Origin of the sequence: Phocaeicola sp. GP0067, assembly GCF_031119655.1 — a bacterium.
In the GTDB taxonomy this organism is placed as follows: domain Bacteria; phylum Bacteroidota; class Bacteroidia; order Bacteroidales; family Bacteroidaceae; genus Phocaeicola; species Phocaeicola vulgatus.
In genome coordinates this window covers 1-22206 of the sequence record NZ_JAVHZY010000023.1, presented here as the reverse complement: position 1 = coordinate 22206, position 22206 = coordinate 1, and the positions used below count along the sequence as shown (strand labels likewise).

General features: G+C 40.4%; 14 protein-coding genes. 9 read left to right on the top strand and 5 right to left on the bottom strand.

The annotated features are described in order from the left end of the window. The first annotated feature begins 27 nt into the window (after nt 1-27). From RE317_RS15740 to RE317_RS15725, 4 genes are all read left to right on the top strand, one after another. A complete protein-coding gene (locus tag RE317_RS15740; protein WP_117874000.1) occupies nt 28-1041 on the top strand; it encodes a polysaccharide pyruvyl transferase family protein in 1014 nt (337 codons plus the stop codon). A 16-nt stretch (nt 1042-1057) separates the two neighbouring features. Beyond that, nucleotides 1058-2230 (top strand): glycosyltransferase, encoded by a 1173-nt coding sequence (locus RE317_RS15735; RefSeq protein ID WP_005839992.1) that lies wholly within the window; start codon nt 1058-1060, stop codon nt 2228-2230. A 31-nt stretch (nt 2231-2261) separates the two neighbouring features. Beyond that, nucleotides 2262-2975, top strand: coding sequence for a WecB/TagA/CpsF family glycosyltransferase (locus RE317_RS15730; protein WP_032937833.1), 714 nt, complete (start codon nt 2262-2264; stop codon nt 2973-2975). 185 nt (nt 2976-3160) lie between these two features. Further along, nucleotides 3161-3970: a YjbH domain-containing protein gene (locus RE317_RS15725; protein ID WP_154577610.1), complete on the top strand. Its 810-nt coding sequence runs from the start codon at nt 3161-3163 to the stop codon at nt 3968-3970. Nucleotides 3971-4076: 106 nt separating this feature from the next. On the opposite strand, the gene RE317_RS15720 is transcribed toward RE317_RS15725, so the two are convergent. Together RE317_RS15720 and RE317_RS15715 are read right to left on the bottom strand one after the other, a co-directional pair. Beyond that, nucleotides 4077-5237, bottom strand: a complete 1161-nt coding sequence (locus RE317_RS15720) for an acyltransferase (protein WP_117829811.1) — start codon at nt 5235-5237, stop codon at nt 4077-4079. A gap of 180 nt (nt 5238-5417) precedes the next feature. Beyond that, complete coding sequence (locus tag RE317_RS15715) at nt 5418-7523, bottom strand: M3 family metallopeptidase (RefSeq protein ID WP_117853031.1); 2106 nt, start codon at nt 7521-7523, stop codon at nt 5418-5420. A 321-nt stretch (nt 7524-7844) separates the two neighbouring features. Here RE317_RS15715 and RE317_RS15710 point away from each other — a divergent pair, with 321 nt between their 5' ends. Genes RE317_RS15710 through RE317_RS15700 form a run of 3 tightly spaced genes read left to right on the top strand, consistent with a single transcriptional unit; the run spans nt 7845 to nt 13195 of the window. Beyond that, on the top strand, nt 7845-10154 hold the full coding sequence (locus RE317_RS15710) for an ABC transporter permease (RefSeq protein WP_008668795.1): 2310 nt from the start codon (nt 7845-7847) through the stop codon (nt 10152-10154). Between the two features lie 34 nt (nt 10155-10188). Beyond that, nucleotides 10189-10863, top strand: a complete 675-nt coding sequence (locus RE317_RS15705; protein WP_005840005.1) for an ABC transporter ATP-binding protein — start codon at nt 10189-10191, stop codon at nt 10861-10863. Between the two features lie 19 nt (nt 10864-10882). Next, nucleotides 10883-13195, top strand: coding sequence for an ABC transporter permease (locus RE317_RS15700; protein ID WP_008668798.1), 2313 nt, complete (start codon nt 10883-10885; stop codon nt 13193-13195). A gap of 61 nt (nt 13196-13256) precedes the next feature. Here the strand turns inward: RE317_RS15700 and RE317_RS15695 are convergent, their stop codons facing one another. The 3 genes from RE317_RS15695 to ppdK all read right to left on the bottom strand — a co-directional run bounded on the left by RE317_RS15695 (nt 13257) and on the right by ppdK (nt 18673). Then, nucleotides 13257-13694, bottom strand: coding sequence for a hypothetical protein (locus RE317_RS15695; RefSeq protein WP_005852597.1), 438 nt, complete (start codon nt 13692-13694; stop codon nt 13257-13259). Nucleotides 13695-13969: 275 nt separating this feature from the next. Next, on the bottom strand, nt 13970-15826 hold the full coding sequence (locus RE317_RS15690) for a gamma-glutamyl-gamma-aminobutyrate hydrolase family protein (RefSeq protein ID WP_008668800.1): 1857 nt from the start codon (nt 15824-15826) through the stop codon (nt 13970-13972). A gap of 120 nt (nt 15827-15946) precedes the next feature. After that, nucleotides 15947-18673 (bottom strand): pyruvate, phosphate dikinase, encoded by a 2727-nt coding sequence (gene ppdK, locus RE317_RS15685; protein WP_005840013.1) that lies wholly within the window; start codon nt 18671-18673, stop codon nt 15947-15949. Nucleotides 18674-18871: 198 nt separating this feature from the next. Here ppdK and rlmD point away from each other — a divergent pair, with 198 nt between their 5' ends. Beyond that, nucleotides 18872-20293: a 23S rRNA (uracil(1939)-C(5))-methyltransferase RlmD gene (gene rlmD / locus RE317_RS15680; protein WP_008668945.1), complete on the top strand. Its 1422-nt coding sequence runs from the start codon at nt 18872-18874 to the stop codon at nt 20291-20293. A gap of 44 nt (nt 20294-20337) precedes the next feature. After that, on the top strand, nt 20338-21264 hold the full coding sequence (locus RE317_RS15675) for an RluA family pseudouridine synthase (RefSeq protein ID WP_005840017.1): 927 nt from the start codon (nt 20338-20340) through the stop codon (nt 21262-21264). Nucleotides 21265-22206 lie beyond the last annotated feature (942 nt).

Below are 22206 nucleotides of genomic sequence, written 5' to 3'. Positions count from 1 at the left end.
CTACATACAAATTAGTTTACTATTAATATGTTAGAAAAGAAAATTGCATTGTTGACTTCTGTTACATTTAATAATATTGGTAACGGATTTATAGATTTGGGTGCTGAAGCTGCTTTGATGAAAGCATTACCGCTTAATGCTGAATTATTTAAAGTTAGCTCAAATGCTAATTTTGCAGCTACAATGGGACAAATGTTCATGCTGAAAGAAAACCCAATAATAAATTGGTTATGGGTACATACCATGCAAAGGGCTGCTAAAAAGCTTCATGACCGTTCATACAAAACGGTAAAAACGCAAAATATCTTTAGTATGGCCAGTATGGTTAAATGTGATTATTTTATAATTCCGGGATGTGTATTAACTGTTCCATTTTTTACGATTTATGGAGATTTAATAAAGAGAAAAGCAGAACAAGGAAGTAAGATTATTTTTTTAGGTGCAAGCGGAAACTTCTATACAGAATATGAAGTCAAATTTGTTTCTGAATATTTAAGAAAATTGCGGCCTTACGCTATAATGACCCGTGATAGCCTTGCCTATAAGTACTATGCAAATTTTACAAAAAATAGTTATAATGGAATAGATAATGTGTTCTTTGTGAATTTACTTAATTTACCCCAAATAGATACTGATTTAACACCGTATGTAGTATTGAATATTGAAGAACCTAAGCATTATAGGATAAAAGAAGAACTGAAAAATATTTTTAAAGAAAAGAATATTGTTTATTCTTATCATAAGCCTTTTCCTTATACAAAAGTTAGTAAGTTAGTAAAAAATGGAGTGATAGTATCTGATAATCCAATGGATTATTTACTCCTTTACCGGAATGCTTCAGAAGTTTATTCTGATAGAGTACATGCTTGTATCCCTACTTTGGCATTTGGAAATAAAGCAAGATTGTTTAGCAATAGTCCTAGGATAGCCTTGTTTGAAAATGCGAAAATTCCTGATGTAAGGGAAAGACTTGTCAGCATAGAAGGATTAAAAGAAATGCAGGACAAACAAATTGCATTTCTAGCTTCATTATTACAGTAATAAAGAGAATGGTAATATGAATATATTGTTTTTTTATCGTGTTTATCCTAATTATGGTGGTGTTGAGGTAGTGACAACTGTACTTGCCAATCGTTTTATAAAGGATGGACATGGTGTTATCATAGCTTCAATAGAACAACCGCATATTGAACTAGCTTGTCAATTACTACCAGATGTAAAGCTTGTCAAATTAGACTATCCTGTTTGTTCTATAAAAAATATGAGGAAGTTACATCGATTAATTATAAATGAAAAAATTGATATTATAATTAATCAGTGGGGACTTCCTTTTATGTCAACATTACTGTGTAGAGTGGCTATAAAAAGAACATCATGTAAATTGATTTCGGTATTACATGGTGCTCCAAATACGTCTAAATTAATTATTAAGGCACGTGATAAATGTGAAACAGTTTATAACCCTTTTTTGAAATACATATATCATGCTATAATGTATCTAAAAGAAGAGTTGGTAAAAGCTAGCATTCGTTATAATTGTAGCCATTGTGAAAAATATGTTCTTCTTTCATCTCATTTTATCAAGCCGTTAAGTGATTATGCACATATAAAGAGAACTGAGAATATTATAGCAATAGGCAATCCTGTTACTATTCCTGTGTATTTTGAAGAATGGGAGTTAAAACAGAAGAAGAAGCAGCTGTTATATGTAGGAAGAATGGATTATGAAAATAAACGAGTAAATAGAATAGTGGAAGCTTGGAAAGTTCTTTATGAAAAATATGTTGATTGGGAACTTGTTTTGGTGGGAGAAGGCCCTTATAAAAGTACATTGGAAGAATATATTAGAAGATATGATATTCAACGTGTTTGTTTCAAAGGCTTTCAAGTATCTCCTCCCATACAACATTATAAGGAAGCTTCTATATTTTTATTGACTTCTGATTTAGAAGGGTTTGGATTAGTAGTTATTGAAAGTATGAGTTATGGAGTGGTCCCAGTTGTGTATGGAAGTTATGAAGCTATATATGACATCATAGACAATGGAAAGTCTGGCTTAATAACTCCGATACCTTATAATAGTCAAAAAACAATTGACTGCATCAGCTTGCTAATCGAGAATGAAAAATTAAGAAAAGAAATGGCAAAGGAAGCCATGTGTAAGGCGAAATGTTTTACAATTGATTCTGTTATTACAAGGTGGTATAATCTGTTTGAAGAAGTATTATAAACTTCCATAAAAATAAATTATCATTTAATTTATGCTCCCTCTATTGCTTAATAAAATCATACAAACAGATAAATTGCTGTTTTTACATTTGGTTACTCAGAAAAACAGAATTTACACCTTTCTCAACCCCGTATCTTACCTCATAGCTTTAGAAAACAAATCCCTATTTGAACAATTCGATGGTATTTTTGCCGATGGCTCTTTACTGGTTTCTGCCATAAGATTAGTATACGGAAAGCGAGTGACCAGACGTAGTTTTGATATGACCTCCCTTGCTCCCGAATTGTTGAATTACCTCATGGAAAGCCGTAAAACGCTCTATATCGTAGCCTCGGGTCAAGAACAAGTGGAGTGTTCTGTGAGGATATTTCAAGAGCAGTATCCGGAGTTACGCATTGCAGGGTTCAGGAACGGATATTTCTCTTCGGATGCTGAAATGAATAAGGAAGCTTCTCATATAGTCGAATTAAATCCGGATTTTCTGATAGTAGGTATGGGGGCCTTGATGCAGGAAAAGTTTCTGCTTAAGGTAAAAAAGATGGGTTACCAAGGCATCGGCTTTACGTGTGGTGGCTTTGTTCACCAAACGGCAATGAATAGGATGCACTATTATCCGAACTGGGTTGATAAGATGAATTTGCGTTTCGTTTATAGAATGTATAAGGAGAAACATACACGTACAAGATATCTGCAAGCTGCATTCTTGTTTCCGGTACGCTTTATCGGGGAAAGAATTTTCGGATGAAAGAGCAGACTTTGCTTATTGCCATGTAAATAATGGAGAATGGCAACAACAGGACGAAGATAGCAGTAGGAATAATTTTTCCGAGTATTTTTAATACATCTGTTTTCATGCTGCAAATATAAATTAAAATTCATAGAATAGTGAAATTAAGAACTCTAATATTTCTGGGGGGACTCTTTGGAGGAATGAATGTTATCAAAGGGCAGGCTTTTTATGGTACTACAGGACTACTTCATGCACCTACTGCCGTTATGCAGAAAGATAAAACCGTTATGCTGGGAGGAAATATGCTGGATGTAAATATACTTTCCCGATATTGGGTGAGAAGTGAATATCATCCCTATACCTATAACTATTATATAAATTGTACTTTGTTTCCTTGGCTGGAAGTAGCATATACTTGTACGTTGGTAAAGGGGATACATGGTTCTTCTTATTGGCCTCAGCAAACTTGGGGCAGGTTTACCAATCAGGACAGATCGTTTCATTTCCGGTTGAGGGCATGGAAAGAAGGCTGGTGGAAGGCTTGGACGCCTCAGGTAGTGATTGGTGCGAATGATCCGGGAAGCCATTCTTCAAATGGAGGTGGAGACATAGATTGGGGGGGCGGTGGTAGCGGAAACCACAATTACTTGACACGTTATTATCTGGCGGCAACGAAACATGTTGAATTTAGTGGAATAGGTACAGTGGGGGTTCATGTAGCTTGGGTTATCGGTAAAGCTATGAGTGATGTGCATTATAGCCGTCCTGCTGCAGGGATAAACTTTCACTTTGGCATAAAGGGCGAAGGTTTCTGGCAGAAAGCTCTGAATGGATTTAATCTGATGGCGGAAGTGTGTCCCGGACATGCGGAAGATCTGCATACAGCAACTTATACTGTGAATGTGGGTGGAACTTATTCAATATGGAAAGACCATATCAATCTTATTGCTGAACTGAATGACGGTAAATTTTTTAGCGGAGGTATATTCTTTAAATTACATCTCAAATAACTGACTTGATTTCTAGTGGATGAAGCATTATAAGAATAGCCGGAATCACTTGGAAAAAGTAGTTCCGGCTATTCTTATATAACGATATTTGTATGTCCTGTTTTTATTATCCTACAATGTATTTAGCATTCTTGCCGCTTATTTTACGAATGAATACCACAAGCAGCCATGATACGCCAAATGCTACGACTGCGGCAGCGGGAATTTGTAAAGGCACGGGAACACCGATATTGCGCATCAGGACTACACCCGGACCTGTGAAAAAATAATGTATCATATAGATGCCAAAACCACATACGGTCAAGTTTGCCAGCATACGCTGGATCAGTTCTGAGCGTACTTTTACTTTCTTGGCTATGAGGAAGAAAGGGATAGTCATCATAATCACATTCAAAGAATTATAGGTGAAGAACAGTTCCAACATTTCATCAGTGCATTGTGGTAATGCGGTCATGTGGCGGAAACCGAAGAATGTGACCATGTAACCTGCCAGAAACATGGGGATACAGACTGACAGTGTCTTACTCCATGACCAGTCGTGGTTGCGCAGATAGTGTCCCAATAGCAAGTACCCGTTGAATCCGGCAAAATAATAGAGCATATTGAACGAGTTCCACGCACAGCCTCCCCAAATGTATGGGGATACGAACTGATAATAATAAGGTAACAAGCCGGTTATTCCCCATGCGACAAGAAACCATAGTTTGGCTTTCTCCGAGGCCTTTTCTACCCATGCGGAGAAAATAGGAAGGTATAGATATAATCCGATAAGCAGATAGATATACCACATATGTACGTCTAATAAAGAGAAATTGAGAGGCATTTCTGCTATATAACCCAATGATACGTTGAGTGACTGACGGGCGGCTTCTTCACCGCTATAAGGGAAAAAGTCAAGGATTATTTCAGGATTAAGTCCCAACAATCCTGTAAACCAGGGAAATAAATTATAAATGACACTCCAGATAAGGAACGGCCAGAATACACGGCTGATTCTTTTTTTGTAGAAAGCGGATATTTCGCCACGTACGGGGAGCAGCAATGCTCCTGTAATCATGACAAACAGTGGGACACACGGACGGAGAAAGGCTCCGTAGGCGGCTCCCCAGAATTTGATTTCATCAATGTTGGCTGGCGGTTCGCCGGGGTAAAAGTTGAACGGGTCTGCACTATGGCAGCAAACTACGGTGAACATGGCTACCAAACGAACGACATCCAGCCATACCACATGTTTTCTTGTGGTGTTCATAGCAATAGGTTGATTCATAATTTAATTTTTGATTTGACAGGCACAAAGGTATGCTTTCTCTGAGGATTATTTCTTGCTTTGGAACAAAAAATAAAAAGAACTATCCGCAATCATACTACAAAATGAGAATCCTCCCACTGCAAGAGTCACAATCATTTGTCTTTTGCAGGGGGAGGAATTCTATTTAGGGTTAGAGGGTTATTTTAGTCCTCTGTTCTTCAACAAGGGATCAATACCGGGTTCTTTGCCACGGAAATTGACATACATGTCCATCGCATCGTCAATGCAGCCGGGAGTGAGGATATATTTGCGGAACTTTCCTGCTACTTCTTGATTAAAGATATCGCCTGTTTCCTTGTATGCCTCGTATGCGTCACAATCCAGCACTTCTGCCCAAATATAACTATAGTAACCGGCAGTATATCCACCACCCATGGTGTGGTTGAAATAAGTGGTGCGATAGCGTGACGGAATTTGTTTCAGCAATCCGCGCTTACCTAATGTTTCTGCTTCGAACTGCATAACGTCCATATCATCGGGAATTTCTTTTAATACATGATAATCCATATCCAGCAGGGAAGCAGCTAAATATTCAGCCGTAGCGAAGCCTTGTCCGTATTTGCCACTCTTGTCCATTTTTTCAACCAGTCCGGCAGGAATAACTTCACCTGTCTGATAATGTTTGGCATATACATTCAATACCTCCGGTTCAAAAGCCCAATGCTCATCTATCTGTGACGGCAGTTCTACAAAATCACGCGGAACACTAGCCACACCATAATAATGTACATCTTTGAAAAGATTATGTAAAGCGTGTCCGAATTCGTGGAACAAGGTATTCGCTTCATCTGCACTGAGCAAAGCGGGTTGTCCGGCTGCCGGTTTGGTAAAGTTGCATACCACGGTTACTACAGGAGCCACTTTCTTGCCGTCCTTGTAGGTCTGTGAACGATAGCTTCCGCACCATGCGCCACCTTTCTTGCTGGCACGCGGAAAGAAGTCCATATAGAGTACACCTAGATGAGAACCGTCTTTGTCCTTACATTCGAATGCCTGTGCATCGGGATGAGGGAGGGGAAGATTGTCCAGCTGGGTGAAAGTGATACCGTACAGTTTGTTGGCAACATAGAACACACCGTCACGTACGTTTTCCAGTTTCAGATAAGGACGTACCTGATTTTCATCCAAGTCGAATTTGGCTTTCTTGGCTCGGTCTGCATAATAACGCCAGTCCCAACCTTCGGCTGTGAAGGTTTTTCCGTCTTTCTTTATTTCGGCATTGATATCTGCCAGTTCTTCTTTGGCTTTGGACAGAGTAGGTGTCCAAATCTGATCTAATAATTTATATACGGCATCCGGTGTTTTCGCCATACGTTCTTCCAGTGCAAAGGAAGCATAGTTTTCATATCCCATCAGCTTGGCTTTTTCCAGACGGGCCTTGAGCAGTTTGCGTACCACTTCCTTGTTGTCGTATTCATTTCCGTTATTTCCTCTGTTAATGTATCCTTTGAATATCTTTTCGCGCAGGTCTCGGTTATCGGCATATTGCAGGAAAGGCATGACGCTGGGATTATGCAGGGTGAAAATCCATTTGCCTTCCATGCCTGCTTCTTTAGCTGTTTCGGCAGCACTGGCAATCAGGTTTTGGGGTAATCCGGCTAAGTCTTCTTCTTTGTCCACGATCAATTGGAAAGCATTGGTTTCCTTCTGCATATTTTGGCCGAAGGTGAGCTGTAACATGGAAATCTCACTATTTAATTCACGCAGTTTTTTTTGACTTTCGGCATCCAGGTTGGCACCTCCACGTACAAAATCTTTATAGGTTTCTTCCAACAACTTCTTTTGCTCTTTGTCCAAATCGCCGGGATTTTCATAGACAGCTTTGATGCGTGCAAAAAGTTTTTCATTTAAGGCGATGTCATCGCTGTGTTTTGATTGTAGTGGAGAGAGTTCACGGCTCAGTGCGTCCATTTCATCATTGGTATTGGCGCTTTTCAGTCCGTAGAATACGGTGCTGACTTTACGAAGTAACGCTCCGCTTTGATCCAGTGCTGCAATGGTATTCTGGAAAGTGGCGGGTTCGGGGTTGTTCACTATAGCGTCAATCTCTTTCTGTTGTTCTTCCATGCCCTGCAAAAAGGCGGGTTTGTAATGTTCCATCTTGATTTGGTCGAAAGGAGGAACCTGGAAGGGAGTTGTGTACTCTGAAAGGAATGGATTTCCGGTAGGGGCTGCCTGTTTCCCTTGCGAACCGCAACCGCTTAATATGGCAACCGCACAGGCTGCCAAAAGAATGTGTTTCATAATAATTTGTTTTATATAGGTGATAATGCAAAGATAGTAAAATAAGGCAAATTCCAATAAGTTTGAAGCGTAGAACTATTTGTTTGTTTTCATAGTCTGTCTAATTATCATACATCATTGTCTAATAATTAGACAGACTGTTTCTTTTTGCTATTTTTCAATGTGTTGTTAATCAGTTATTTGTTTGCGTGGCACGGTTTTGGCATTTATATTATAGAGAACGAATTATAGAAACTTTAGTTTCTTATACACTTTATGGGAAGTAACGTTGTGAAACGGGACTTCTCTCTTTTAAAATAATAATAATTAAAAACACGAAATATGAAACAGATTTATTATGTCATTCAGGCTTTGATACATGGACGTGGAGCTAATATTATAAAAGTCGTTTCGTTAGGCTTGGGCCTGACTATGAGTATTCTGCTTTTCTCAAGAGTTGTGTATGAGCAGAGTTTTGATACTTGTTTTAAGGATCATGATAAATTATACCAATTGTGGAATATATGGACAGTAAATGGAGAGCCTTTTCCTCCGAGTGAGTTCATTATCGGTGCAGCTGCCGGAGGCATACTGGATGCAATGCCGGAAATTGTGGAATCGGCGGCAAGTACAGGCTCGTGGCCGGTTTCGGCACCTATTTATAACGGGAGTGTCCGCTTTGATGATTTTAAAGTTGCTGCTGATTCATTGTTTTTTCAGACAATGGGTATTGAGGTCTTGAGTGGTGATCCGGTACGTGAATTGCAGCAAAAAGATGTAATTTTCCTGAGTAAAGATTTGGCGGATAAAATGTTTGGCGGTGAGAACCCGATTGGTAAAATAATTAGTTTCAATAAGGAAATTGAGTTGACAGTCAAAGGAACGTATGCTGCTTTACCTGAGAATTGTACTATGCGACCGAAGGCTGTCATTTCCTTGCCTTCTATCTGGAGCCGCCGGATAGGAAATTATTCATGGAACGGTGGGGACAGCTGGAAAGAATATATCCGGTTGAAGCAGGATATTGATTTGGATGAATTGAACAAGCGTATTGATATGGTAGTACAGCAACATATTCCCAGAAGTGATAAGTTGGGAATCACTGTCATGGCAAAACCTGTTCGGGATACGTACCGTGGATATGATGAAGTGAAAAGAATGCGTAATATCATGCTTATTTTAGGTATATCTATTTTGTTTATCACGACATTGAATTATGTGTTGATTTCTATTTCTTCATTGAGCCGGCGTGCCAAAAGTATTGGTGTTCATAAATGCAGCGGAGCGGGAACGGGTACTGTTTTTGGTATGTTTATGTGGGAAACCGGTATTATTATTTTGCTTTCATTGTTTTTGATGGTTTTTTTAATGTTTAATTTCCGGGAATTTGTGGAAGATACTACAGCTGCTAAACTGGAGTCTCTTTTTGCGGTGGAACGTATTTGGGTGCCTTTTGGAGTGACTGCTGTCTTATTCCTCATTGGTGGTGTGCTGCCGGGACGAATTTTTTCAAAGATACCGGTCACACAGGTTTTCCGGCGTTATACAGAGGGTAAGAAAGGATGGAAACGTCCGTTATTGTTTATCCAATTTGCAGGAGTGGCTTTTATATGTGGATTGATGTGTGTAGTGATGCTCCAGTATCATTATGTTATTAATAAAGATCCGGGTTATAATCCTGAGCGGGTAGTGATTGGCGTTAATAATGCACCGGATGCTAAAGCCCGGCTTGCTGCCCGTCACTTTTATGAGGGGCTTCCATACGTGGAAGCATTGACTTCGGCAACTAGCTATCCGTCTAATGGATATAGCGGGCAGATGATACCGGATGAGAAAGGAACGAGTCTTTTTTCCAGCCGTTATGATTTTACTCAGGAGAATTATGTAGCTTTTATGGGAATGGTCATACAGCAAGGGCGTGTGCCTCGTGAATCCGGTGAGGTGGCAGTGAATGAGGAATTTGTACGGAGAATGCATTGGGGAAAAGATGTTTTAGGTAAGAGTATACAGACAGAAGAAGGCCGTGTCAAAATAGTAGGTGTGATTAAAGATTTTAATATTGGCGGATTCTACTCAGAGCTGAAACCGTTTGTCTTGCATCATCATCCCAAAGATTTGGCTGATCTTGTTTATCTCCGTCTGAAGGAACCCTTTGGTGAGAATCTTCAGAAACTGAAGCGTGATGCTGCCGAAGCTTTTCCTAATCAAACAGTCGGCTTTGAAAGCTTGGAACAAAAAATGGCGGATAGTTATAATTCCGTTCGTGTATTTCGTAATGCGACTTTATTGGCGGCAATTGCCATCTTGTTTATTACTTTGATGGGACTGATAGGCTATATTAATGATGAATTACAGCGACGTTCGAAAGAAATTGCTATTCGTAAAGTGAATGGAGCTGAGTCATTTGCGATATTGGAAATGTTGGTGCAAGATGTTCTTTGGATTTCTTTCCCGGCTGTAGTCGCAGGTACACTAGGGGCATGGTATGTAGGTGGTTTATGGATGGAACAGTTTGCTGTGACTGTAGGTTCGCTTGTTCCTTATTATGTATGTGTAGCTATCGTGGTCTTGATATTGATTGTCAGTTGTGTCATTTCCAAAACATGGCGCATTGCCAGTGAGAATCCAGTAAAGAGTATTAAATCAGAATAAAGATCAATAGAACAAACAATTAAAATTTATTATTATGATACAGATTGAAAATTTAAGTAAGGTATTTCGTACTTCAGAAGTAGAAACAATTGCGTTGAATCATGTAAACATAGAGGTGAAAGAAGGAGAGTTTGTAGCTATTATGGGACCATCAGGTTGTGGAAAATCCACCTTATTGAATATCCTTGGTCTGTTGGACAATCCTACTGAAGGCAGTTACAAGTTGCTGGGCAATGAAGTAGCCAATCTGAAAGAAAAAGAACGCACCCGTCTGCGTAAAGGTGTAATAGGTTTTGTATTTCAAAGCTTTAATCTGATAGACGAACTGAATGTTTTTGAAAATGTGGAATTACCGTTGACTTATCTTGGAATCAAGGCTAGTGAACGTAAGGAGCGTGTTCTGGAAATTTTAAAGCGAATGAACTTGAGTCATCGTGCCAAGCATTTCCCGCAACAGCTTTCCGGCGGTCAACAACAGCGTGTGGCTATTGCCCGTGCTGTGGTTACTAACCCTAAATTGATCCTCGCCGATGAGCCTACCGGTAATTTGGACTCAAAGAACGGTGCTGAAGTAATGAATCTATTGACCGAACTTAACAAGGAGGGGACTAGTATTGTCATGGTAACTCACTCTCAGCATGATGCCGGATTTGCTCATCGTGTCATTCATTTGTTTGACGGTAGTGTAGTGGCGAACATTAAAGAATAATAATGAAAGGGTGGTTGTAATGAAACAAATCTATTATGCGATACAATCGACATTACACGGCCGTGGAAGCAATGTGACAAAAATCATATCGCTTTCATTAGGCTTGACTATTGGTGTGCTGCTTTTTTCACAAATAGCATTTGAACTCAATTATGAAAAATGTTACCCTGAGGCCGACCGATTGGTGTTGGTACGTGGAGGAGGAGAGAATGTAAAGACTGGAGAGAAAGGAGAAGGATATGATGATAGCTTGTTTGCTCCGATGGCAGAAGCATTCCGCAGTGATTTGTCACAATGGATTGAAAATGCTACAGTCATTTTCAATTTTGAGACATTAAATGTATTCAAGGATGGTCATAAGCTGAAAGACGTAAACTACGCTTATGTAGATACTTGCTATTTCCGTACTTTCGGCATCAAAGTATTGAAAGGGAATCCTGAGGAATTGCAAAGGGCAGGGAGCATATTCGTTTCTGAAACTTTTGTTCGTGATGTCTTTGGTGGACAGGACCCTGTGGGACAAAAATTATCTTTGGATAAACAGCATGAACTGACAGTCCGTGGTGTTTATCAGGATACTCCGGAAAATACGGCCTATCATTTTGATTTTGTAGCTCCCATTTATGCCGGAGGTGGTTATATAGGGGGTGGAACATGGGGGCGTAATGACATTTATTATACTATTCTCCGTTTGCGCGATGGGGTGGACAGGGAAGAAATCAATCGTCAGATATACAAGGCTATGCAAAAATATTATCCTGATTCTGCTGATGATGAATGGAGAAATTTTTATGATGCACAGCCATTGCCCGAAATTCATTTGGATGACTCAAATACCCGCACTCGCCTTTACATTTATGGTTTTTTGGGCTTTGCCATATTTTTTGTGGCAATCATGAACTATGTATTAGTAGCTATTGCTACCATGAGCCGCAGGGCAAAAAGTATAGGTGTGCATAAGTGTAGTGGTGCCAGTGCAATCAATATTTTCAGTATGTTCCTTTTTGAGACGGGGATTGTGGTATTGATGTCCGTTATAGTGGCCCTCTTTATTATTTTCAATACCAAAGATCTGATAGAAGATTTACTTTCGGTGCAGTTATCCTCACTCTTTACATTGGAAACTTTATGGGTTCCGATACTCATTGTTTTTGTACTGTTCATAGTAGCCGGAGTGCTGCCGGGAAGATTGTTTTCACGCATTCCTGTCACTCAAGTTTTTCGTCGTTACACAGATGGGAAAAAGGGGTGGAAGCGTTCTCTTTTATTTGTACAATTTATGGGGGTATCTTTTGTGATGGGGATTTTGTTAGTATCTTTGATGCAGTATCATCATCTGATTAATAGTGATATGGGTATCCGTACTCCAGGATTGGTGGAGGCGGAAACATGGATGTCACCCGAAGAAGCAGAGAATATGGTTAACGATCTTCGTCGTCAACCCATGGTGGAAAATGCCACCCGTTCTATGCATGGTGTTCTGGGAGAATATTGGACTCGTGGGCTGATTGATAATAGTGGCAAGCGAATAGAAACCTTGATGTATAATCCTTGTGATAAGAATTATGCTGAAACCATGGGGATTACTATTATTGAAGGGAAAGATATGCAGAATGAGGGAGATGTATTGGTCAACGAAGAAGTAGTGCGGCTGATGAAATGGACAGATGGGGCAGTAGGCAAACGGTTGAATGATTTTGATAAAGCCGGAACCATTGTTGGTGTATTCCGTAATGTGCGCAATACGTCTTTTCTTTATAAGCAGTTTCCCGTGGCTTTGGTTTATAGTCATAATACCAGTCACACTTTTGATGTACGTTTAAAGCAGCCATACGATGAGAATTTGAAAAAGCTGAACGAATACATGGAGCAGGTGCATTCCACTAAGGCATTGGAATTTATTCCGATAGATACCATGCTGAAGGAAATCTATCGCAATGTATATCGTTTTCGTAATTCTGTATGGATTACTTCTACTTTTATTTTGCTTATTGTTGTTATGGGGTTGATAGGTTACGTGAATGATGAAACACAACGTCGCAGTAAGGAAATAGCTATCCGTAAGGTGAATGGTGCTGAAGCTTCGACTATTCTTCGGTTGCTGTCCCGTGATATATTATATGTTGCTGTCCCATCGGTCTTGATAGGAATTGTAGTATCGTACTTTACAGGAAAGGCTTGGTTGGATCAATTTGCCGAAACGATAGATATGAATGCGTTGTATTTTGTCGGAACAGCATTGGTGATTATCGCTCTGATAGTGGTGTGTGTCGTTGTTAGAGTTTGGCGTATCGCTAATGAGAATCCGGTAAAGAGTATTAAAGTTGAGTAGTGTATTTGGAAAAAGGAGAGCGGGATGATATGTGTTGGGTATCATCCCGCTTTTTTTCTTTTTACCTGATTCCTGTGAAATTTACATTGACACCATCCAATGTGCCTTTTAAGAAGTTCCCGGCCAACCATACATTTTCAAAATATGAAATGTCACTGGGACCGTAAACCATACGGATGCATGTCTGTGCGCTGTTATCCCATCTCCATTCAAAATTGTACCTGTCTTCGGTTACATAGCCGTTCCGATGTTCTATTCGTATGATGTCTGTGCCTGTTCTATTTTCGTAAAAGTCTAGTCGTTGTGTGTAGTATTCACCGTCTTGTTCCCAAGTTTCCTGCCAGGTCCGGCTGCATAGTTCCCGAGTGGTTCTGTAATATATTTCGCTGTAATCATCATCATCGTACCAACTTTCTATGGATACTTCACAGGAGGTTAGGTTAACCATTATTATCAGTACAACTACCATTCCGAAGTATTTCAGTATTTTTGTTCTCATATCCGTTAATTTTAAAATTTGTTTTTCTTATGTCACAAAGATAAGTGGAGGGAATGATACAATAAACGGAATATTCCTATTTGTAAAGGAGAGTTTCCCTATTTGTAATAGGAAAATTCCTATGGTGAGGAGAGGGGAATAAGGTCTGTCTTATTTCTTTTACTATTAAACTGTAAGTTACAAAAAGAGGCTGTCATTGGTGAGACAGCCCTGATAATTTCCGAAAAATGATAATAGGATATTTCTATATATTTTTAATTATCCTTGTTTGGGTATTATCTGCGTTTTTTTGAAGAAAGAAGTGGTGCTTCCTGTACTTGCTTCATTACTCTCAAGAGATTACCTCCCCAAATCTTCCTTAAGTCTTCTTCTGTATATCCTTTTTCAATCATTTTTATGGTCAGATTAATTAAGTCATTATCTCCTTTACATCCTTGCAGACCACCACCACCATCAAAGTCCGTACCTATTCCCACATGGTTTATGCCGGCTACCTTAATCATGTGGTCTAAATGTTCGACTGCATCACAAATGGATGCGGCTTTTGGGTTTTTATTGATATAGGCATCGAGGAGACATAACTGTGCCACTCCGCCATTTTTCGCTAAGGCACGGAGTTGTTCGTCTGTCAGATTACGATCATGGTCGCATAAAGCCTTTGACGAGGAATGAGAGGCGATGATAGGTTGTGTACTATATTTTATCACATCCCAGAAAGTACCTTCACTGGCATGTGATATGTCTATCATAATACCTAACCGGTTCATTTCCTTCACTACTTCACGACCAAACTGTGTCAGTCCTTGAGTCGCATCTTCCGTATGAGTGGACGAATGGCAAATATCGTTATCATAAGAATGGCAGAGAGTTATATAATTAACTCCCATCTGTTTGTATTTTTTTATATTCTTTAGGTCCTTGCCGATGGCGTAACCATTCTCGATCCCTATAAAGAAAGCTTTTTTACCTTCACGCTTCAGGCGTATCAAGTCTTCTTCCGTAAGGGCGATGCCACAAAAATCTTTGTATTGCTCTACTTCGTCATAAATGGATTGAATTAATCGGGTGGTGCTTTCTACGGCTTTTTGTGAAGATGCGTCATCCCGTTTCCCCTGCCATATAAATGCGGCTAGGAACTGTGCGTCCAATTTGCCTTCCTCCATTTTGGGGATGCTGACCATGTTGTCTTTTCTCAGGCCTACACTGTAACCGTTTTTAAACCAAAGAGGAGTGTCTGTATGAGTGTCAATGGATAGAATGCGGCTGTGAATTTTTTTAGCTAGGTTGAATGTATCAGCCTTGTTCACTAGGAATTTAAATAATTTATGCATGGTGGTATCTCCGGCAGCTGTAAATATTTCCGGATGAAATTGTACACCTATCATTTGTCGTATGGGATAAGCTTCTATAGCTTCCGCTATACTGTCGGGTGCCCAAGCCGTGATTTTGAATCCCGGTGCCAATTTCCGGATAGCCTGATGATGGAATGTATTGACTTGCAGCACTTCTTGTCCTGTAATTTCTGCCAACTTGCTTTCCTTTATGATGGATATCGGATGGGTGGGGGTAGTGCCGGATTCTTTTTGGCGATGGTTGACACTTGAAGGATGTTGCGTGGGCAGATCTTGATATAAAGTTCCACCGAAAGCTACATTCATTAATTGTAGCCCCCTGCAAATTCCTAATATGGGAATATTCCGATCTGCGGCCATTTTCAGCACCATCAAGTCGAAGGTATCCCGGGCGGGGCTTACTTCTTCCAGTTTTTCATAAGGAAGGTCGCCATAATACATTGGTTGGATGTCTTCTCCACCTGTAAAGACAATTCCGTCCAGCTGGGATACAATTTGACGCAGTATTTCTACATTATCCGTTACAGGTATCATGTAAGGAATTCCTCCAGAGAGAATGACTGACTGTACATATGCCGTGTTTACGGCTGTCCGTTTCGGACTTATATCTGTGGAAATTCCAATCAGGGGAAACCTTTTTATTCCGGGAATCAATTCGGAATCCACTTTTTGATTCAACCGGACGAGTGCTTCGGACAAAGGATCCTTTTGACTTTTTTGTGCTTGTACATGGCAACATCCCAAAGCTAACAGTAATACTAAGAGGCATTTGTTTTTCATATGAATATAGATTTTGTCTTGCAGGCAAATGTATAAACTATGTTTTTATTGAAAAAATAAAATGCCATAAAAATAGAGTAGGAGGTACTTATTCCAAGCACCTCCCACCTTTATATTAATTTACTTCATATCTTCCACAGCAGCCTGTGCAGCGGCCAGTCTGGCAATAGGCACGCGGAACGGAGAACAAGACACATAGTTCAAACCAACTTTGTGACAGAATTTCACTGATGAAGGCTCACCACCATGCTCACCGCAGATACCGCATTTCAAATCAGGACGAACTGAACGGCCTTTATCTACAGCCATTTCAATCAGCTGACCCACACCATTTTGGTCGAGTACTTGGAACGGGTCTACTTTTAGAATCTTCTTTTCCAGATATACCGGCAAGAAAGAAGCAATATCGTCACGGGAATAACCGAAGGTCATCTGGGTCAAGTCATTGGTACCGAATGAGAAGTATTCTGCACGGCTGGCAATGCGGTTGGCTGTCAGCGCAGCACGCGGAATTTCAATCATGGTACCTACCTTGAACGGAATTTCCATACCTTCTTTTTCAAATAATGCTGCTGCTGCATCACGGATCACCTTTTCCTGAGCTTCGAATTCATACAGGATACCGGTCAAGGGAACCATAATTTCGGGATGCGGATCATATCCTTCTTTCTTCAGTTCAATTGCAGCACCTAGAATCGCTTGAGTCTGCATCTCTGTGATTTCGGGATAGGTGTTACCCAAACGACAGCCGCGGTGACCTAACATCGGATTGTGTTCACACAGGCTTTCCACACGTTTTTTGATTTCCTGTACGGTTACGCCCATTGCCTTAGCCATTTCTTCCTGACCTTTTGCATCATGGGGAACGAACTCATGCAAAGGAGGATCGAGCAGACGAACATTTACCGGACATCCGTCCATAGCCTTGAAGATACCTTTGAAGTCGGCTTTTTGGAAGGGGAGCAATTTAGCCAATGCTTTTCTACGTCCTTCTACATCCGGTGACAGGATCATCTCACGCATAGCAACAATCTTTTCAGCATCAAAGAACATGTGTTCCGTACGGCAAAGACCGATACCTGAAGCACCAAAAGCGCGGGCCACTTCCGCATCATGCGGAGTATCAGCGTTAGTGCGGACATTCAGCTTGGTGTATTTGTTGCAAAGATCCATCAATGCAGCGAAATCGCCTGAAACTTCGGCTGCTTTGGTTTCCACTTTACCTTTATAGACTTCACCGGTAGTACCGTTCAGAGAGATGAAGTCACCTTCTTTTAAAGTAATACCTTCAATTTCTACGGTACGTGTCTTATAATCTACATTGATAGCACCAGCACCCGATACGCAGCACTTACCCATACCACGGGCCACAACCGCAGCGTGAGATGTCATACCGCCACGTGCAGTCAGGATACCTTCGGCAACGGCCATACCTGCCAAGTCTTCCGGCGAAGTTTCGATACGTACCATGACTACCTTTTTGCCATCGGCAGCCCATTTAGCAGCATCATCGGCGAAGAACACAATCTGACCGGTAGCGGCACCCGGAGAAGCGGGCAAACCACGAGTCAAAACTTTCGCTTCTTTCAACGCTTTCTTGTCGAACACAGGGTGAAGCAGTTCGTCTAATTTATTAGGTTCGCAACGCTCCAATGCGGTTTTTTCATCAATCATGCCCTGGCGCAACAAGTCCATGGCGATTTTTACCATGGCAGCTCCGGTACGTTTACCGTTACGGGTCTGCAAGAACCATAATTTACCTTCCTGTACGGTAAATTCCATATCCTGCATGTCGCGATAGTGGTTTTCCAGTTTGGTCTGCAGGGCATCCAGTTCTTTGTAGATTTCCGGCATAGCTTCTTCCATAGAGGGATATTTGGCTACGCGTTCTTCTTCAGAAATACCTGCACGTTCTGCCCAACGCTGAGAACCGATTTTTGTGATTTGTTGCGGAGTACGGATACCGGCTACAACATCTTCACCTTGTGCGTTGATCAAATATTCGCCATTAAATAAATCCTCACCGTTACCTGCGTCACGAGAGAAGCAAACACCGGTAGCCGAAGTATCACCCATGTTACCGAATACCATGGCTTGTACGCTTACAGCAGTACCCCATTCGGCAGGAATACCTTCCATTTTGCGGTAAAGAATGGCGCGTTCGTTCATCCAGCTGCGGAATACAGCACAAATGGCACCCCAAAGTTGTTCGTATGCACAGGTCGGAAAATCTTGTCCGGTCTGTTCTTTTACAGCAACTTTAAAGCGTTTAACCAGTTCTTTAAGGTCTTCCACTTCCAATTCGTTGTCGAGCTTCACACCTTTTTCTTCCTTTACTTTTTCGATAATTTCCTCGAAAGGATCGATGTCTTCCTTGTTCACCGGTTTCATACCCAATACCACGTCACCATACATTTGTACGAAACGACGGTAAGAATCCCATGCGAAACGGGGGCGTCCGGTCTTGCGGCTCAAGCCTTCCACCACTTCGTCATTTAAACCTAAATTAAGGATGGTGTCCATCATACCCGGCATAGAAGCGCGGGCACCCGAACGTACAGAAACCAGTAACGGGTTCTCTACATCTCCAAACTTGGAATTCATCAGATTTTCGATGTTGGCGATAGCTTTCTCAACATCCGCTTTCAGCAGTTCTACTACTTTATCTTTACCTAACTCATAATATTCGCTACAAACTTCTGTGGTGATTGTAAATCCCGGAGGTACGGGAACACCGATTAGATTCATTTCAGCTAGGTTAGCGCCTTTTCCACCAAGCAGATTTCTCATGTCTGCTTTTCCTTCAGCTTGTCCATTACCAAAGGTGTAAACTCTTTTTTTATCCATAATAAATGTATTTAAAGTTAACTCGCTCAAAAAATGTAATCGCAAAACTATACATATTTTAGTTATCTCCAAACCTTTTACTGAAAAAAATTAGTGGAAATTGCAATTTCTACTTTGCAATTTTAATATCTTACGATTTATGAGGCAATATTCAGGGAAAATGCTTAAATTTGTCCCCAAATTAACTTATTCAGAAAAGTGGCTAGAAAGAAGAAAGAACTTCCATTATTAGAGAAGATAACCATAACAGATGTAGCTGCCGAAGGAAAAGCTTTGGCGAAAGTGAATGACCTGGTAGTATTTGTGCCTTATGTAGTGCCCGGTGATGTGGTGGATTTACAAGTGAAGCGTAAGAAAAATCATTATGCAGAAGCTGTGGCTGTGAAATTCCATGAGTATTCTCCTGTGCGTGCAGTACCCTTCTGCCAGCATTATGGTATATGTGGTGGTTGTAAGTGGCAATGTCTGCCATATACAGAACAAATAAAGTATAAGCAAAAGCAGGTGACGGATAATCTGACCCGTATCGGCAAGATCGAATTGCCGGAAATTTTACCTATCATGGGGTCGGAAAAAACGGAGTTTTACCGTAATAAGTTGGAATTTACGTTTTCTAACAAACGTTGGCTGACAGAGGAAGAGGTAAAGGAAGATGTGAAGTACGATCAGATGAACGCCGTAGGTTTCCACATTCCCGGTGCATTTGACAAGGTACTGGCTATAGAAAAGTGCTGGTTACAGGATGATATCAGCAACCAGATACGCAATGCGATTCGTGACTATGCATACGAACACAATTATTCTTTCTTTAATCTGCGTTCTCAAGAAGGAATGCTTCGCAACTTGATGATCCGTACTTCGAGTACGGGTGAGCTTATGGTGTTGCTGCAATGCAAGATTGTGGAAGAGAGCGAAATGGATCTGATGAAGCAACTGCTGGCTTTCGTGGCAGAACGTTTTCCGCAGATTACTTCATTATTATATGTAGTCAATAACAAATGCAATGATACCATTAACGATCTGGAGGTAATGGTGTTCAAAGGCAACGATCATATTTTCGAGGAAATGGAGGGGTTGCGCTTCAAGATAGGAGCAAAATCATTTTATCAGACTAATTCTGGACAGGCGTATAATCTTTATAAGGTGGCCCGTAATTTTGCCGGATTGACCGGTAAAGAATTGGTGTATGATCTTTATACAGGGACTGGAACCATAGCCAACTTTGTTTCACGCCAGGCAAAGAAAGTGATTGGTATCGAATATGTGCCTGAAGCAATAGAAGATGCAAAAGTAAATTCGGCAATTAATGGCATTGACAATACCTTATTTTATGCCGGTGACATGAAGGATATCCTCACTCAGGAGTTTATCAACCAACATGGTCGTCCTGATGTTATTATCACTGATCCTCCGCGTGCCGGAATGCACGATGATGTGATTAATACAATTCTTTTTGCTGAACCTCAGCGGATTGTGTATGTTAGCTGTAATCCTGCCACCCAGGCACGTGATTTGTCTTTGTTAGATGCCAAATACAAGGTGATGGCCGTGCAACCCGTAGATATGTTCCCTCATACGCATCATGTGGAAAATGTGGTGTTGCTGGAAAAAAGAGGATAATCCGGATAGTTCAATTATAAATTGTTTAAACAGTAAATAGAATTATGTCAAGAGGTAAGAATAGTGATTCCGGCAGGCCAAAGGCGAGAAGTGTTGCCCGATATACTATATATAATGTGACGGAGCCCGCTGAGCTGATGGATTTTCTGATGCGGAAAATGGCGGGAATCAGTCGTAGCAAGGTAAAGGCGTTGCTTGCCAACCGCGTGATTTTGGTAGATAATGTGATTACTACCCAATATAATTTCGCATTGAAACCAGGTATGAAAGTGCAGATATCCAAGGTGAAGAATAATCGTGAGTTTAAACATCCGATGCTGAAACTGGTATACGAGGATGCTTATATCTTGGTGGTGGAAAAGAAGGAGGGACTGCTTTCTGTCAGCACAGAACATCAGAAGGAGCGTACTGCACAACATATTTTGAATGAGTATGTAAAACGTTCACATCGTTTCAACCGCGTATTTGTAGTACATCGTCTGGACCGTGAAACTTCGGGGTTGATGATGTATGCCAAAGATGAAAAAACCCAGAATACTTTACGTGATAATTGGCATGATATTGTGACGGACCGCCGTTATGTGTCTATCGTTTCTGGTGATATGGAGAAAGATTACGGTACTGTAGAGTCTTGGTTGACCGACCGGAAATTGTATGTATATTCCAGTCCTGTAGATAATGGGGAAGGTAAGTTTGCGGTCACTCATTATAAAACAATAAAGCGGGCCAATGGATATTCATTGGTGGAGTTGGATTTGGAAACAGGACGTAAGAATCAGATTCGTGTGCATATGTTGGATTTAGGTCACCCTGTTGTTGGTGACCGGCGCTATGGCAGTGAGTGTGATCCTTTAGGACGATTGGCGTTACATGCCTTCAAGTTATGTTTCTATCATCCGGTAACAAAAGAGTTGATGGAGTTTGAAACTCCTTATCCTACGGCATTTAAAGGATTAATGCAGAAAAAATAGAAAATTTCTTCTGTTAAAATTAAATATAAGGCTTCTTTGCTTTTATTTTGGGCAGAGATTAAGAATAAAAAAGCAATATCCATCCACTTACCAAACTGTAGACGGATGGATATTGTTGTTTTAGAGATTTGGCAGTTTCATTATTAAATTGCCTTTCTTAATGCAAGAATGGTCATGTAGCCCGATTTCCCAATGTTGTATTGATGAATAAAAAGGCTGAAATTCAAGATAAATTTGATTCAGCCTCTTTATTATTGTATCGGCGAAGTGATATTGAATAAAAGAGTTTTTTCAATAGATGTGATCATATAAAATCTCTAACCCTGAGTAGGAAGATTGATTTACTTGTAAAAATATGGGGAGTGTTGCGTGATTGTGTTTTATACTATGCCAAGAAGTATGTTTATGCACGTATGTCTACATGAAGCTACGCATATGTATGTACGGGTTTGTACGTATGTATGTGAGTGTGAATCATATAAATCCCCCCAATATAAGGACGTTTTTAAAAAAGATCAAGAGCTTTTCAAATAACAACAGGAACTTTTTAAAAACGTTTTGATCTTTTTTATCGATATCGGAACTCTGTAAACTGCTATTTCGTGGAAGTATATCTCTTTCATATGCATTTTTGAAATGAAAAAGTCTGAAAGTACCCTGCTTTATATCAAACAGGAATACTTTATAAAAAAGAATATATAGTTGACAGCAAGCGTATTATGCGAAAATCTGCTTTAAAATATAGTGAGGGTATGAGGGCATAAGTGAGAGCAAATATTTTTACTATAATCATGTAAGATATTTATAATTAGATTGTTATATGTAAAATGAGAGCATGAGGGCATAAGCATTCCAGAATAATAATGGGTCAGCGGATTTTCCGGGTTGGCAAGCTTTCTTTTAAGCGTATAGCCTAGCCAGTCTGAACATGAAGAACTTCAG